The sequence below is a fragment of the Gallibacterium sp. ZY190522 genome (assembly GCF_054166015.1).
The window spans coordinates 628,918-641,078 of record NZ_CM135118.1; the positions used below are offsets into that span (position 1 = coordinate 628,918).

The window sequence follows — 12,161 nt, forward strand, 5'->3', positions numbered from 1 at the left end:
AGAAAATAATGAATGGTTACGGAGTAGATGTCAATATTGAGGTAAGTCAATATTTCACCATTTATGTATGTGAAAAAGAGATTAATGTAGAAATTCTTAATGATGAAACTAATTCTAAATTAGTAGGAATTTCTATTCATAATAATGAATATGGTGAGAGCCAATTCATTAAGTTACCGCTAAAGGCGGCAGAGGATTTTATTTATTATTTCACCGGAATATTAAAAGAGATTAAGTAAAAATGAAAATGAGCAGTTAAAGCAAAAAATTATTAATCTTAAAGCTGAATTAAATGCACCAAAATGCACTTATTGCGAAGGCACAGGAATAGAAGTAATAAAAAGGAATGATGGCAGCACTTATACTACAGATTGCTATTTTTGCCACGGCAAGGGAAAAAGATAATGGAAAATAAAATAACGCTTTTAAAACCTGATTTTGAAGGGATGTTAATTTGTAGTGTTAGATACGCTTTAACCAGAAAAACCTATGTGACACTACTTAATATCGGCTATATAAAGCAATATTGGGATGAGTTAAGCGATAACGCTAAGAAAGTAATTACTGAAGATATTAAAGAGGGTGTAGAGCTTTATAATAGCGAAGAATTTAAAATTGATAATAATTCTTGGCGAGAATGTTTATCTTGGATTTTATCAAAAGGGAATGAATGAATAATAAAATAATTATGCGTTCAGGTGTTAAAATTGATTTATTAAATATTAAGCCTGAACAAATTAGGCTTTCAGATATAGTCTATAATTTGGCTAGAATCAATCGCTTTAATGGCAGAGGGAGGAGAATTTTTACGGTAGCAGAACATTTATTATTTTGTACTGAAATTGCGGAGGAATTAAATTTGTCGCCGTATTTAAAATTAAGGGTATTGGCGCACGATTTTTCAGAAGCCTACACGGGCGATATATTACCGCAATTAAAACCGTATGGATTTAAGGAAATTGAAGAGCAAATAGAAAAAGCAATTAATCTTTATTTTGGTTTCGATCGTGCTATGAAATTATCGCAACGTGATAAAGCGAAAATTAAAGAAATTGATTTGCTTGCGTTAAAATATGAAGCTAAATATTTAGATATTAAACTAAGTGAGGAATTAGATAATCTCAAAAAGATTAAATCCAGACCTCAACATAGAAGCATTGAAACGGCACAATGTGAATTATTGCTTAAATTTGCTGAACTATCTAAAGCAGCGTTTAGCGCAATTCCGCACGCACCATATTTAATTGTTAAGGAGGGCGAGAATGAAAGATATTAGCTTTGAAATAATTTTTATCGTATGGATAGCGCTTGTTGTTATACTTTATGCTTATTCATTTAAGAACTTAAATGAAAGGGTTGAATTACTTGAAGAAAAAATGTCTTTGCTTATAGAGATAGTTTGCAATGAAGTTGAAGTGATAAAAAAGTTAAATGAAAATCACCAGTATCTGGTTAATATATTTAATCAGATAGAAAGCGCAGACGTTAGGTTTAGATTTGATAAAGATAATCCAACGAAAACGGAAAAGAAAACATTAAATTAATAAAGCCTAGAAAATTCTAGGCTTTTTTATTATGAGGAGAAAGGTGTGAAACATTTTAGAAATATTATCAGTTACAAAATTATCAAAGATATTAATTTATCAGATGAAGTATTAGAGCAAGCATTAAGCGATGGTTTAGAAAAAATGCGCTTTATTGAGCCAATTAAGGGATGTGGAAAGCTATATCATAGGGTAGAAGATTATATTTATCTTGCGGCAGAAAAAGAATTTATCAAAATTCCTAGCTCGGCGGTTAATAAAGAATTTAATCAACGTGTTGAAAAATTTGAAAAAGATTTAGCAAGAAAATTAAACAAAGATGAAAGGGATAATATTAAACAAGATATTGTCGCCAGATTATCCGCTAAAGCAATTAAAGAATATCGCTACTTTAGGATGATTATTGATACAAAAAATAACCATATTTTAATTGATGAAACTTCTACTAAACAGGCAGAAGATTTACTCCACTTATTAAGAAAATGTTTAGGAAAATTACCGGTTGCGCCTTTAGCATATACTGAAGATATATCAGTTAAAGTTAAATACTCTTTATTAGGAGGTGGTTATGAGGAAAAAATAACATTTTCTAAAAATAATTTAAAAATATCAGGCGATGACGGTGAATTAATTACATTATCTAATGCTGATAATGATATTGATGTTAATGATTTATTAGTGCGGTGGCGTTATGTTCAGACAGTGAAATGTGAATATAAGGGCGAAGGTGAAGATATTTATTTTACCCTTTGCAAAAACGGTAATTTAAAAAGCCTTAAAGCATTTCAAACGCTTGATTTAGAGGGAAATAAACAAAAAGAAGATGATTTCGATGCAGATTTAATTTATATGATGGGCGAATATAGAGGTTTATTTGAGGCGTTGGCAGATATTTTCGGCGGAGAGGAAGAGGTAAATAAAGATGAAGAATAAAAATATTATTTCAGTGACAAAATCATACGCACAAGAAAAATCACTTGTTGAAAAAATGGCAGAGCAAAAAGAAGAATTAAAAAAAGAGTTATTAAATTCTTATGGGGTAAGTTCTGAAAAAGGAAATAAAGATACGGAAGTTATAACTAAAATTAAAGAATGGTTTGAGGTTGCCGTTCCGCAGCCAACAAAAGAAAATCAAGCGATTCAAATAGGTTGTCATTTAGAAGAAGTGACGGAAATGCTAAATGTATTTAATCCGAGATTGGGAAAATATATTGATGTTTATGCGCAATCTTATAAAGAGTGGAAGACTTTAGATAATATTGATTGGACAGATTATAAATTAATTGAATTACTAGATGCACTTTGCGACCAGATAGTAACCGCAATCGGAGTAGCGCATATGTTTGGGTTTGATATTAAAAAAGCCTTGGCGGAAGTGAATAAATCAAACTGGTCAAAATTTGAAAACGGTAAACCAGTTTTTGATGAGAACGGAAAGATTAAAAAAGGGAAATATTATAAAAAACCTGAATTAGAGATGTTTATCAATAAATAAGACGCTAAATGCGGCTTTTTATTTAGGAGTAAAAATAAATGTTAAGAGTTAAAAAATTAAATTGGGAACCACATAATGAAGTGATGGGCGCATTTATTGTTGAAAATAACGAAATTCTATCTATATATCCTAAAGGTACTCACAATGGATATGTTATTTTGGGTATTTTGCACCCTTGTTACGGATTAGATTATGAAGAAATTAATGAAGAATTATATGACAAAGACCTAGAGCCACCTCACGGCGGAATTACTTTCGGTAGGACTTTATTTGATTTTCATAGAGAGGATTTAAGAAATATATTAGATGAATTATATCCGGGATTAGGAATAAAAAATATTAATTATCACATACTTGGGTTTGACACTCTCCACCTTGATGATAATGAATTTAATTGGAATCAAGAAGCGGTTGAGAAAGAAACAATCCGCTTTGCTGAAACGATGGCAAAAATTAAGGAGTAAGTATGGCAGAGAAAAAACCTGAATTAATTGTATGCGCCGCAATCAAATTTATCGAACGAACGCAAAGGGAAATTAATTTAAACCGTAACGGCGTTGAATTAATTGTCCCTATGGTAAGACATTATTCACCTGATGGCAGAGAGGTTTTAGAGAGTATTAAATCAGATCGTGAATTAGAGGAATTGGAACAAGGCTTTATCACTAATAAAGGTAGATTTGTTGGCAGGGAAGAAGCCTTTAAAATTGCCAAAGAGAACAATCAAATTAAATTTGATATTGGCTATAACACAAAATTTTTATTTTCTGAAATGCTTTATTAATTTAATGGATGAATTTATGAAAAAGAAAGTATCTTTTAAAAGAAGAGAAATATTTAAACGTTTTAAATACTGGTGTAAAAAATCAAAATTGAAAACAAGCTCAGATATGTACCGCATTAATCACTTTTGTCTTAAAGGTCGTGGGCATTATTGGCGTTTTTACGAATATAAAGGCTACTTAATTATTGATATTAGTGAGTCTTATAAGGATTTTGATAGATGGTCAGTCGGCAGATTGCACCAGTGGAGAGTTCCGCTAGAGAAATTAAAAAATAAAGAATTTTGGAATGAAAAAGAATTTGTTGAATTTATTAAGTTTTATAGCAAAAAAGATGACGGAACTACTGATTGCTTAGATGTTGAAGGTCTATTTAAAGGTTTAAGTAAATATTTAATGAATAACTATAAAATTGGTGAAGATTATGATTTATATAAATGTTTATTAAGTAGAAAAAAATAAACATATCTGCTAAATATGTTTATTAAATAAGATTTTTTAAATAGGTTGGGAAATATGTTTAAAATCTTTGAAAGGTTGTGGTATAGATTATTTGGTTTTTGGTATCCATTGCGGTATGAAAATTATAAGGATGTTAGTTACAGTAAAACCGGCGCACCTAGTCATACTATAATCTATATTAATTTAATGAATGGAAAACTTAAAACTGTTCATTATTTTAATAAAGGCTATGTTGATGATGACTTGTTTATTTTAATGAGAAAAATTAAATCATTTGAAATAGATGAGTTAGGTTTGAAAATAAATTTTAAAATAGAGGAGATTTAATTATGAAACCGTTTAATTTAGCTGATGCGTTAACTAAAGAGCCAGTGCAATTACGCAACGGTCTAGTAGCAACAGTAGTGGCTGACTTACGTCAAGTAAGTAATTATAAAGGCGAGTACCCTTTAATTATTGTGTTAGAAGACGGGCATTATGCTCAAGTTATGGAAGATGGACGGGCGTGGACAGGTAATAAAAGTGGTGTGGATATTGTCGGAATGTGGGAAAAACCGAAAGCAAAACGTTTTATCAACGGTATTGAAGTATCTGAACCAGTAACAGAAGAAACGTGGGTAGATGGCGAATCTTATTGGTATGTAGCATTTGATACTTCAAATATGACTTTTGAAAGATGCCTGCGTTATCACTTTGAAATAGATAAACGTTTAATTGAACAAGGTTTAGTTTTTAAAACGAAAGAAGAAGCTGAAGCAATGGCTAAAGCATTGCTTAATTATAAAGTTGAGTATAAAGATGGTTCTTGTGAAGAAACTAATAAAAATAATTCTGGTTGGATTGATATAAATGAAAAACTTCCACCTTTCGAAACTGAAGTATTAGGTAGGTGTATTGTTGACAATGAAGAATTAATTATTATCGTATCTAGAGAATCGCAAGACGGAGAGTATTGGTTTTCTCCTGTTAATTTTTCTGGAGTTTGTGAAGATGAAACAGTTGAAGTTACCCACTGGCAACCGCTACCAGAACTACCGCAAAATCAAGCCTAACCTAGCAAGTTAGGCTTTTTATTTGGAATAAATTATGCAGAAACTTATTTTAGATGCCTGTTGTGGTAGCCGTATGTTTTGGTTCGACAAGCAAAATCCGAATGTGTTGTTTGCCGATAATAGACGGCTTGAAACCACAATGAAAGATAGGGATAAGCTCCGCAAACTTGAGATAAATCCTGACGTTATCCACGATTTCACCGATATGCCCTACCCCGATAAATCATTCAAACTTGTCATCTTTGACCCACCACATTTAAAGGAAGGTGGTGATAATAGCTGGCTCGTGAAAAAGTATGGCCGTCTAAACAAAGACTGGCAAACACAGCTCAAAAAAGGTTTTGATGAATGTATGCGTGTGCTTGATGACTACGGCACGCTCGTTTTCAAGTGGAATGAAACGCAAATCACAGTCAGTGAAATTATTAAAGCTATCGGACATCAACCGCTAATTGGGCATAAATCAGGTAAAGCCAATAACACACATTGGCTTTTGTTTTTTAAATTCCCAGTATAATCTTAGGAAAACCTCAATGCAAAAACTCACCAAATCCAAGGCGAGGGTAAGATTACTTCAAGCCTGATTTGGAGAAGTTTATTTAATTGAACGAGTATAAATGAGGAAAAATAATGAAAGCAAGATATAAAGTAAGCCTAATAGATTATAGCGATTTTTAACTTGAGGCGGTTTGGGAAATAGATTTTGAATTTAAAGATTTTTCAAAAGGAATTAAAACTGTTCAAGACGCTATTATAGAAATGAATACTTTTTGGAGAGGCTTGCCTAATGAAGAGGATAATTTTAACGAACACTTGGATTATTTTTTAAAAAATGCGACAACAGCATTAGCTAATTTTAATGATTCAGATTGGCGAAGCGAAGAATATTTGGAAAATAAACTATTTTCTGATACAGATGGTTTCGCAATCGGTGAATGTGGTATTAAATTAGTTAAATTTAAAAAAGATTTATTTGTGCGTGATGAAATGCTTGAAGTTGAGGTAATAGAATAATTGATTGAATTTAATGAGAAAAGCGAATTTTTATCAGACTCGTGCCGTAAAACTCCGTCCTTCAGGGCGGAGATATAAGGCACAAACGGCGTAAGCCGTTTCAAACCTAACTAATCAGGTGTTTGTTGTTGCTCAATGTATTGGCGAATAATGGAAATTGGATCGCCACCACAACTCCCTGCAAAATAAGACGGAGACCACAGCTGATTACCCCAAAGTTTTTTGCGGATGTTCGGGTAGTTTTTCTTCCTAATCATTTTCTTTTTGCATAGACCAAGTGTAAAATGTTGAAAACTTACATTCTAAACCTTGTCAATGCAACTACGCAAAGCCTTTAAGTTCGAGATAATGCCAAACGGCAACCAAATCCGCAGAATTAAACAGTTCTGTGGTTGCTCTCGTTTTGTGTTTAATCGGGCGTTGGCTTGGCAGAATGAGCAATACGAGCAAGATAACAGCTTCAAGTTCAGTTACACCAAAATCGCTAACTTGCTTCCGCAATGGAAAAAAGAGCTACTTTGGCTTAAAGAATGTCATTCGCAAGTGCTGCAACAGTCGTTAAAAGACCTTGAAAAAGCGTTTAAAAACTTCTTTCAACAGCGAGCAGACTTCCCAAAATTTAAGAAAAAAGGCTTGAAAGAACGCTTTCGCTTTCCACAGGGTTGCAAACTGGAACAACAAAATAACCGTTTGTATCTGCCAAAAATTGGCTGGGTTCGCTACCGCAATAGCCGTGATGTCATCGGCGAAATCAAAAATGTAACCGTTAGCCACAAGTGCGGTCGCTTTTTTGTCAGCATTCAAACCGAATTTGAATACGAAATCCCAACACACAAAGGCGGAGAAATCGGCATAGATATGGGTGTTGCACGTTTTGCTACGCTTTCAAATGGTGAATATTTTGAGCCATTAAACGCTTTTAAAATCTATAAAGGTAAACTGGCGAAACTTCAACGCCAACTTAAAAACAAAGTTAAATTTAGTCAAAACTGGCAGAAATTAAAGGCGAAAATCGCCAAATTGCACCACAAAATTGCCAATTGTCGCAAAGACTTCTTGCACCAAACTTCAAGCAAAATCAGCAAAAACCACGCTATGATTTACGTTGAAGATTTGCAGGTGTCGAATATGTCTAGATCAGCGAAAGGTACGGTAGAAGAAAACGGTAAAAACGTGAAACAGAAATCAGGTTTAAACCGTTCGATACTGGATCAATCTTGGTTCGAGTTTAGACGACAGCTAGACTATAAGACCATTTGGAATGGGGGATTTTTAGTGGCAGTTCCGCCACAAAATACCAGTCGCTGTTGCCCGAATTGCGGTCATACCGCAAAGGAAAATCGCCAAACACAGGCTGATTTTGAGTGTATAGAATGTGGCTACACAGAAAATGCGGATGTCGTTGGAGCGTTAAATGTATTGGGGCGTGGACGAGTCATCGTCCAAGCGTAAAAATATCAGGCTGGGACACAGCCGTCGAGCTTGTGAAGTGAACTTCATTGAGAGGTCAGCAACAAGAACCCACCGAGAGTAGCCTATTGTTTGAAATGGGCACTGGTAGGAATCCCCGTCCTTTAGGGCGGGGAGGATGTCAATTTAAAACCTAGATTAAAAAACTAGGCTTTTTTTATTATCAAAAGGAAATTTATTTATGTTTACTTACGGATCGGTCTGTTCAGGAATTGAAGCTGTAACTTGTGCTTGGCACGATTTCGCTAAGCCGTTATGGTTTAGTGAAATTGAACCTTTCCCTTGCGCAGTTCTTAATTACCATTTCCCAGATGTCCCTAATTTAGGGGATATGACTATGTTGCCGGAAAAAATACTCTCAGGAGAAGTTCCGGCACCTGATATATTGGTTGGTGGCACGCCTTGTCAGGCATTTTCGTTGGCGGGGAAAAGAAATTCTCTTAACGATGAAAGAGGGAGTTTAGCTTTAATTTTTATTCGTATTTTAGAGGCGATTGATTATGTCAGATTTCATAGAGGAGAACCCCCGTGCGTTATCGTGTGGGAAAACGTACCAGGTGTTTTATCCACAAAGGACAATGCTTTCGGACACTTTTTGGCTGGACTGGCTCAAGAACCAGAGCCATTACAACCTACAGGGAGAAAATGGTCAAGCGCTGGTTATGTGCATTCAAAAAGAACCATTGTCTGGAGAACGCTTGATGCTCAATATTTCGGAGTTGCCCAACGACGTAAAAGAGTGTTCGTTGTGGCAAGTGCTAGAGCCAGAAGCGTTGCCGAAATACTCATTGAGCTCAATAGCGTGCAAAGGGATATTACGCAGAGCAGAGATGAGAGGGAAGATACTACCGCCTACATTGAAAGTAGCTTTGGAACATATCGCCAGTCAAGCCTAAGCGGAACATTAAGAAGGTCTGGAGGAGCTTTAAGTGGTGGTAGTGAAACGCTTGTCATACACGGAACGCAAGATCCAATCGTTGCTAAAAATAAAGCACATTGCTTGGGACGCAACAATGGACAAGAGAACGTGTTATTTGAGATAAAAGGTACTGAAGCAGTTCGATTGTCAGATAAAACAGTATCGCCGACGCTGAAAGCTAGAATGGGAACAGGTGGAAACAATGTTCCGTGCGTAGCTATCGCCGGAAACACTATCGGAAGAAAGCCGCATAATGGCGGTAACGGAAAAGGTTTTGATGAAACAGGCGTAAGCTATACCCTAACAGCAACAGATGTCCACGGCGTATTACTAGATACGGTTGTAAGAAAACTAACCCCGAAAGAATGTGAACGATTACAAGGATTTAAAGATGATTGGACGAAAATTCCATATAGAAATAAACCTATAGAGCAATGCCCTGATTCACCTCGATATAAAGCGATAGGAAATTCTATGGCAGTTCCAGTGATGCGTTGGATAGGGAAGCGATTATCAGATTATTTATATAAAGCACCTTAAAAAAATAGGTGCTTTTTTTATGGCTAATTAAAAGGTGGTTTTATGGAACAAATTTTGACTATTGCGGAAGCCGCAAGTTACTTAAAATGCTGTGAAAATACAGTACGTAAAAATCTTTATAACTGGGGATTTTTCAAACCTGCAGGTACAAGATTTTGGCGAGTGAAGAAAAAAGATCTTGAAGAACTTGCGTGTAATTACGAAAATAAAAAACGACTAGGTAGCGTACGGTCGACAAAAACAAGGAGAATTAACTATGTCGATTAAAAAAGACGCTAAAACTGGTATCTGGTATATCAATTTTATGGTGAACGGCGAAAGAGTAAGGTTTTCTAGTCAAACCACTAACAAGGCTTTAGCGCAGCATTTGCACGATAAAGCAAAATTGGAAACGTGGGAAAGGCAGAAACTAGGTCGAAAGCCTGAATATACTGTAGATGATGCACTAGATAAACTATTAGAAATGTCCGCCAATCAAAGGGATTTTGAAACAAAAGTTAGTCACGCAGCTTACTGGCGAATAGCTTTAGGATGTAAAAAACTAAGTGATATAACGGCTGATGATATTTTAAATAAATTGCCGAAAATTAATCGTAATACTGGCAAAGCAATTTCGCCTGCAACACAAAATCGTTATAGATGTTCGATTATGAGAGCGTTGAATTTAGCGCGGCAAGCCGGTTGGATTGATGTTATTCCCTATGTTGAAAAAAACGTTGAGCCGAAAAAAAGGGTGCGTTGGATTTCACAGGAAGAAGCACGGCGATTAATTAATAATTTATCAAAAAGCCAAAAAGGCACGCAATGGATGAAAGATGTTGTGATTTTTGCTTTGATGACTGGTGCAAGAAAAAGCGAAATTCTTTCGCTTACGTGGGACAAGGTCGATCTAAGTCACAGTATTGCGATTATATCTGGTGATATTGCTAAAAATGGTATTGAGCGTTCAATTCCATTAAATAAAGAGGCAATAAACCTGTTACGCAGAAAAATGCTGACAAGAAAATCAAAATATATCTTTCATAATGGCAATGGAAAACGGTTAAACGATATTAATCGTTACTGTTTTGAAAAAGCCTTAGCCCTTTCTGGTATCAGTGATTTTCGCTTTCACGATTTACGGCACACTTGGGCAAGTTGGCACGTGCAAAGCGGAACACCGCTTTTAACATTGAAAGAGCTTGGAGGGTGGGAAACAATAGAAATTGTACAGCGTTATGCACATTTGAATGTTGAGCATTTATTGAACTATGCGAACACTGTCAAATTTTTGTCAAACACTCAAATCATTGCCGATCTTAGTGATGCTAAAAATGAGGTTTTTAATAGTGTTCAGGAAGAAAAAAGAAAGGCTGTAAGTTATTGATTTTTCTAGACTTACCATACAGCCTTAAAAGAAATCTTGATGGCGGAGGAAAAGAGATTCGAACTCTTGGAGGACGTAAATCCTCGCCGGTTTTCAAGACCGGTGCCTTCAACCACTCGACCATTCCTCCGCAGGATAGCTTGTTTTCAGCGATGTGAAATATAGTATAGTTCAGAGAGCGAGTAAATAAAAATTTGTAAAAATAGGTTTGATAGCACGCTTTTTGAGCTTTATGTGCTTTTTTTACACTTTATGCTTTTATTACACCTATTTTGATTGACTTTTAATGTTGAAATTATTACCGTTATCAGGTTATTTTTGGATAGTTAAGGAGACTGAACTTTATGCAACAAAAAATTGTTATTGATACCCGAGAAAGCGCTTCTTCAGTGTTGAGTACCAATCGTGTATTGCGTAACACATATTTTTTATTGGCGTTAACAATTGCGTTTTCCGCGTTAACCGCTTATTTATCAATGGCGTTTAATTTGCCATATCCGGGGTTAATTGTGATGTTGGTCGGATTTTATGGTTTGTTATTTTTAACTTATAAATTCGCCAACAGCGGTTTAGGTATTTTAGTTACATTCGCTTTTACCGGATTTTTAGGGTATACCTTAGGGCCGATTTTAAATATTTATGTCAGCCAAGGATTAGGTGATCTTGTTGTTACTGCATTAGGTGGTACAGCATTGGTCTTTTTTGCTTGTTCAGCATATGTTTTAACAACGAAAAAAGATATGTCGTTCCTTTCCGGTATGATGTTTTCGCTTTTTATTGTGTTAGTTGTTGGTATGATTGCTGGTTTGATTTTTAATCTTCCGGCATTGCATTTAGCGATTAGTGCCTTATTTATTGTGTTCTCAAGTGGCGCTATTTTATTGGAAACCAGTAATATTATTCACGGTGGAGAAACCAATTATATTCGCGCAACAGTCAGCATTTATGTTTCGCTTTATAACATTTTTGTCAGCTTGCTCAATATCTTATCCGCTAATCGTGATTAATATTAAGTGAGTAACAGAAACCGCATCAATCGATGCGGTTTTTTTATGGCTTGTAAATTGTAACGATAGGTAATTTAATCCATTATTGAACATAGAATTTTGTACAATAACTAAAAAACAGAGGAATATTATGGCACAGTTAGATTTTAACGGTAAAAAAATTGAATTGGATGCACAGGGTTATTTATTAAATAGTGAGGATTGGACTCCCGCTTTGGCTGAAATATTGGCAGAGCGTGAAGCATTGACATTGACTGAAGCTCATTGGGAAGTGATCCATTTTGTGCGTGATTTTTATCAAGAATATAAAACTTCGCCAGCTATCCGGATGTTAGTTAAAGCAATGGCGCAGAAATTGGGAGAAGACAAAGGGAATAGCCGTTATTTACAGCGTTTATTTCCTGATGGGCCGGCAAAACAGGCAACAAAATTAGCAGGTTTGCCTAAGCCAGCGAAATGTTTGTAGTTGAGAATTATTCTCAAATAGAAATCGTTGTGGTAGGATAGTGA

General features: G+C 35.1%; 19 protein-coding genes, 1 tRNA gene and 1 pseudogene. 19 read left to right on the forward strand and 2 right to left on the reverse strand.

Annotated features, from left to right (window positions below):
* Nucleotides 1–8: 8 nt before the first annotated feature.
* The 13 genes from ACXPAV_RS03020 (at nucleotide 9) to ACXPAV_RS03080 (ending at nucleotide 6,349) form a co-directional block, all read left to right on the forward strand.
* Nucleotides 9–239: a hypothetical protein gene (locus ACXPAV_RS03020; protein WP_458004004.1), complete on the forward strand. Its 231-nt coding sequence runs from the start codon at nucleotides 9–11 to the stop codon at nucleotides 237–239.
* A 165-nt stretch (nucleotides 240–404) separates the two neighbouring features.
* The gene (locus tag ACXPAV_RS03025; RefSeq protein WP_458004005.1) at nucleotides 405–674 is read left to right on the forward strand and encodes a hypothetical protein; all 270 of its coding nucleotides are present in this window, start codon (nucleotides 405–407) and stop codon (nucleotides 672–674) included.
* Complete coding sequence (locus tag ACXPAV_RS03030; protein WP_458004006.1) at nucleotides 671–1,276, forward strand: hypothetical protein; 606 nt, start codon at nucleotides 671–673, stop codon at nucleotides 1,274–1,276. The genes ACXPAV_RS03025 and ACXPAV_RS03030 overlap by 4 nt, the downstream gene beginning before the upstream one ends.
* Complete coding sequence (locus tag ACXPAV_RS03035) at nucleotides 1,263–1,544, forward strand: hypothetical protein (protein ID WP_458004007.1); 282 nt, start codon at nucleotides 1,263–1,265, stop codon at nucleotides 1,542–1,544. The genes ACXPAV_RS03030 and ACXPAV_RS03035 overlap by 14 nt, the downstream gene beginning before the upstream one ends.
* Nucleotides 1,545–1,589: 45 nt before the next feature.
* On the forward strand, nucleotides 1,590–2,477 hold the full coding sequence (rdgC, locus tag ACXPAV_RS03040) for a recombination-associated protein RdgC (protein ID WP_458004008.1): 888 nt from the start codon (nucleotides 1,590–1,592) through the stop codon (nucleotides 2,475–2,477).
* Nucleotides 2,467–3,039 carry a nucleoside triphosphate pyrophosphohydrolase family protein gene (locus tag ACXPAV_RS03045; protein WP_458004009.1) on the forward strand — a complete coding sequence of 191 codons (573 nt, stop codon included), beginning with the start codon at nucleotides 2,467–2,469 and terminating at the stop codon, nucleotides 3,037–3,039. Before rdgC ends, ACXPAV_RS03045 begins: the two co-directional genes overlap by 11 nt.
* Before the next feature lie 38 nt (nucleotides 3,040–3,077).
* The gene (locus tag ACXPAV_RS03050; RefSeq protein ID WP_458004010.1) at nucleotides 3,078–3,503 is read left to right on the forward strand and encodes a hypothetical protein; all 426 of its coding nucleotides are present in this window, start codon (nucleotides 3,078–3,080) and stop codon (nucleotides 3,501–3,503) included.
* A gap of 2 nt (nucleotides 3,504–3,505) precedes the next feature.
* Nucleotides 3,506–3,823 carry a hypothetical protein gene (locus ACXPAV_RS03055; protein WP_458004011.1) on the forward strand — a complete coding sequence of 106 codons (318 nt, stop codon included), beginning with the start codon at nucleotides 3,506–3,508 and terminating at the stop codon, nucleotides 3,821–3,823.
* 16 nt (nucleotides 3,824–3,839) lie between these two features.
* Entirely contained in the window at nucleotides 3,840–4,283 is a 444-nt protein-coding gene (locus ACXPAV_RS03060; RefSeq protein ID WP_458004012.1) for a hypothetical protein, read from the forward strand.
* 54 nt (nucleotides 4,284–4,337) lie between these two features.
* The gene (locus tag ACXPAV_RS03065; protein WP_458004013.1) at nucleotides 4,338–4,610 is read left to right on the forward strand and encodes a hypothetical protein; all 273 of its coding nucleotides are present in this window, start codon (nucleotides 4,338–4,340) and stop codon (nucleotides 4,608–4,610) included.
* A gap of 2 nt (nucleotides 4,611–4,612) precedes the next feature.
* The gene (locus ACXPAV_RS03070; RefSeq protein ID WP_458004014.1) at nucleotides 4,613–5,335 is read left to right on the forward strand and encodes a DUF551 domain-containing protein; all 723 of its coding nucleotides are present in this window, start codon (nucleotides 4,613–4,615) and stop codon (nucleotides 5,333–5,335) included.
* Nucleotides 5,336–5,369: 34 nt separating this feature from the next.
* Entirely contained in the window at nucleotides 5,370–5,852 is a 483-nt protein-coding gene (locus tag ACXPAV_RS03075) for a class I SAM-dependent methyltransferase (RefSeq protein WP_458004015.1), read from the forward strand.
* A gap of 242 nt (nucleotides 5,853–6,094) precedes the next feature.
* Nucleotides 6,095–6,349, forward strand: a complete 255-nt coding sequence (locus ACXPAV_RS03080) for a hypothetical protein (protein ID WP_458004016.1) — start codon at nucleotides 6,095–6,097, stop codon at nucleotides 6,347–6,349.
* Nucleotides 6,350–6,459: 110 nt separating this feature from the next.
* Here the strand turns inward: ACXPAV_RS03080 and ACXPAV_RS03085 are convergent.
* Nucleotides 6,460–6,597 (reverse strand): annotated as a pseudogene (locus tag ACXPAV_RS03085) (transposase); the annotation flags it as partial.
* Nucleotides 6,598–6,664: 67 nt separating this feature from the next.
* Between ACXPAV_RS03085 and ACXPAV_RS03090 the strand changes: the two are divergent.
* The 4 genes from ACXPAV_RS03090 (at nucleotide 6,665) to ACXPAV_RS03105 (ending at nucleotide 10,644) form a co-directional block, all read left to right on the forward strand.
* Nucleotides 6,665–7,801, forward strand: a complete 1,137-nt coding sequence (locus tag ACXPAV_RS03090; RefSeq protein WP_458004017.1) for an RNA-guided endonuclease InsQ/TnpB family protein — start codon at nucleotides 6,665–6,667, stop codon at nucleotides 7,799–7,801.
* A gap of 199 nt (nucleotides 7,802–8,000) precedes the next feature.
* A complete protein-coding gene (locus ACXPAV_RS03095) occupies nucleotides 8,001–9,278 on the forward strand; it encodes a DNA cytosine methyltransferase (protein ID WP_458004018.1) in 1,278 nt (425 codons plus the stop codon).
* Nucleotides 9,279–9,320: 42 nt separating this feature from the next.
* A complete protein-coding gene (locus ACXPAV_RS03100; protein WP_458004019.1) occupies nucleotides 9,321–9,545 on the forward strand; it encodes a helix-turn-helix domain-containing protein in 225 nt (74 codons plus the stop codon).
* Nucleotides 9,535–10,644 (forward strand): tyrosine-type recombinase/integrase, encoded by a 1,110-nt coding sequence (locus tag ACXPAV_RS03105; RefSeq protein WP_458004020.1) that lies wholly within the window; start codon nucleotides 9,535–9,537, stop codon nucleotides 10,642–10,644. Before ACXPAV_RS03100 ends, ACXPAV_RS03105 begins: the two co-directional genes overlap by 11 nt.
* A gap of 40 nt (nucleotides 10,645–10,684) precedes the next feature.
* On the opposite strand, the gene ACXPAV_RS03110 is transcribed toward ACXPAV_RS03105, so the two are convergent.
* Nucleotides 10,685–10,774 (reverse strand) — tRNA-Ser (locus ACXPAV_RS03110).
* Between the two features lie 214 nt (nucleotides 10,775–10,988).
* On the opposite strand from ACXPAV_RS03110, the gene ACXPAV_RS03115 reads away from it, so the two are divergent.
* Nucleotides 10,989–11,651 carry a Bax inhibitor-1 family protein gene (locus ACXPAV_RS03115; RefSeq protein ID WP_458004021.1) on the forward strand — a complete coding sequence of 221 codons (663 nt, stop codon included), beginning with the start codon at nucleotides 10,989–10,991 and terminating at the stop codon, nucleotides 11,649–11,651.
* Between the two features lie 130 nt (nucleotides 11,652–11,781).
* Complete coding sequence (locus ACXPAV_RS03120; protein WP_018345889.1) at nucleotides 11,782–12,117, forward strand: TusE/DsrC/DsvC family sulfur relay protein; 336 nt, start codon at nucleotides 11,782–11,784, stop codon at nucleotides 12,115–12,117.
* Nucleotides 12,118–12,161 lie beyond the last annotated feature (44 nt).

Coding starts and splice junctions, on each gene's coding strand:
- ACXPAV_RS03020 (WP_458004004.1), top strand. CDS start 9: ATGAATGGTTACGGAGTAGATGTCAATATTGAGGTAAGTCAATATTTC.
- ACXPAV_RS03025 (WP_458004005.1), top strand. CDS start 405: ATGGAAAATAAAATAACGCTTTTAAAACCTGATTTTGAAGGGATGTTA.
- ACXPAV_RS03030 (WP_458004006.1), top strand. CDS start 671: ATGAATAATAAAATAATTATGCGTTCAGGTGTTAAAATTGATTTATTA.
- ACXPAV_RS03035 (WP_458004007.1), top strand. CDS start 1,263: ATGAAAGATATTAGCTTTGAAATAATTTTTATCGTATGGATAGCGCTT.
- ACXPAV_RS03045 (WP_458004009.1), top strand. CDS start 2,467: ATGAAGAATAAAAATATTATTTCAGTGACAAAATCATACGCACAAGAA.
- ACXPAV_RS03050 (WP_458004010.1), top strand. CDS start 3,078: ATGTTAAGAGTTAAAAAATTAAATTGGGAACCACATAATGAAGTGATG.
- ACXPAV_RS03055 (WP_458004011.1), top strand. CDS start 3,506: ATGGCAGAGAAAAAACCTGAATTAATTGTATGCGCCGCAATCAAATTT.
- ACXPAV_RS03060 (WP_458004012.1), top strand. CDS start 3,840: ATGAAAAAGAAAGTATCTTTTAAAAGAAGAGAAATATTTAAACGTTTT.
- ACXPAV_RS03065 (WP_458004013.1), top strand. CDS start 4,338: ATGTTTAAAATCTTTGAAAGGTTGTGGTATAGATTATTTGGTTTTTGG.
- ACXPAV_RS03070 (WP_458004014.1), top strand. CDS start 4,613: ATGAAACCGTTTAATTTAGCTGATGCGTTAACTAAAGAGCCAGTGCAA.
- ACXPAV_RS03075 (WP_458004015.1), top strand. CDS start 5,370: ATGCAGAAACTTATTTTAGATGCCTGTTGTGGTAGCCGTATGTTTTGG.
- ACXPAV_RS03080 (WP_458004016.1), top strand. CDS start 6,095: ATGAATACTTTTTGGAGAGGCTTGCCTAATGAAGAGGATAATTTTAAC.
- ACXPAV_RS03090 (WP_458004017.1), top strand. CDS start 6,665: ATGCAACTACGCAAAGCCTTTAAGTTCGAGATAATGCCAAACGGCAAC.
- ACXPAV_RS03095 (WP_458004018.1), top strand. CDS start 8,001: ATGTTTACTTACGGATCGGTCTGTTCAGGAATTGAAGCTGTAACTTGT.
- ACXPAV_RS03100 (WP_458004019.1), top strand. CDS start 9,321: ATGGAACAAATTTTGACTATTGCGGAAGCCGCAAGTTACTTAAAATGC.
- ACXPAV_RS03105 (WP_458004020.1), top strand. CDS start 9,535: ATGTCGATTAAAAAAGACGCTAAAACTGGTATCTGGTATATCAATTTT.
- ACXPAV_RS03115 (WP_458004021.1), top strand. CDS start 10,989: ATGCAACAAAAAATTGTTATTGATACCCGAGAAAGCGCTTCTTCAGTG.
- ACXPAV_RS03120 (WP_018345889.1), top strand. CDS start 11,782: ATGGCACAGTTAGATTTTAACGGTAAAAAAATTGAATTGGATGCACAG.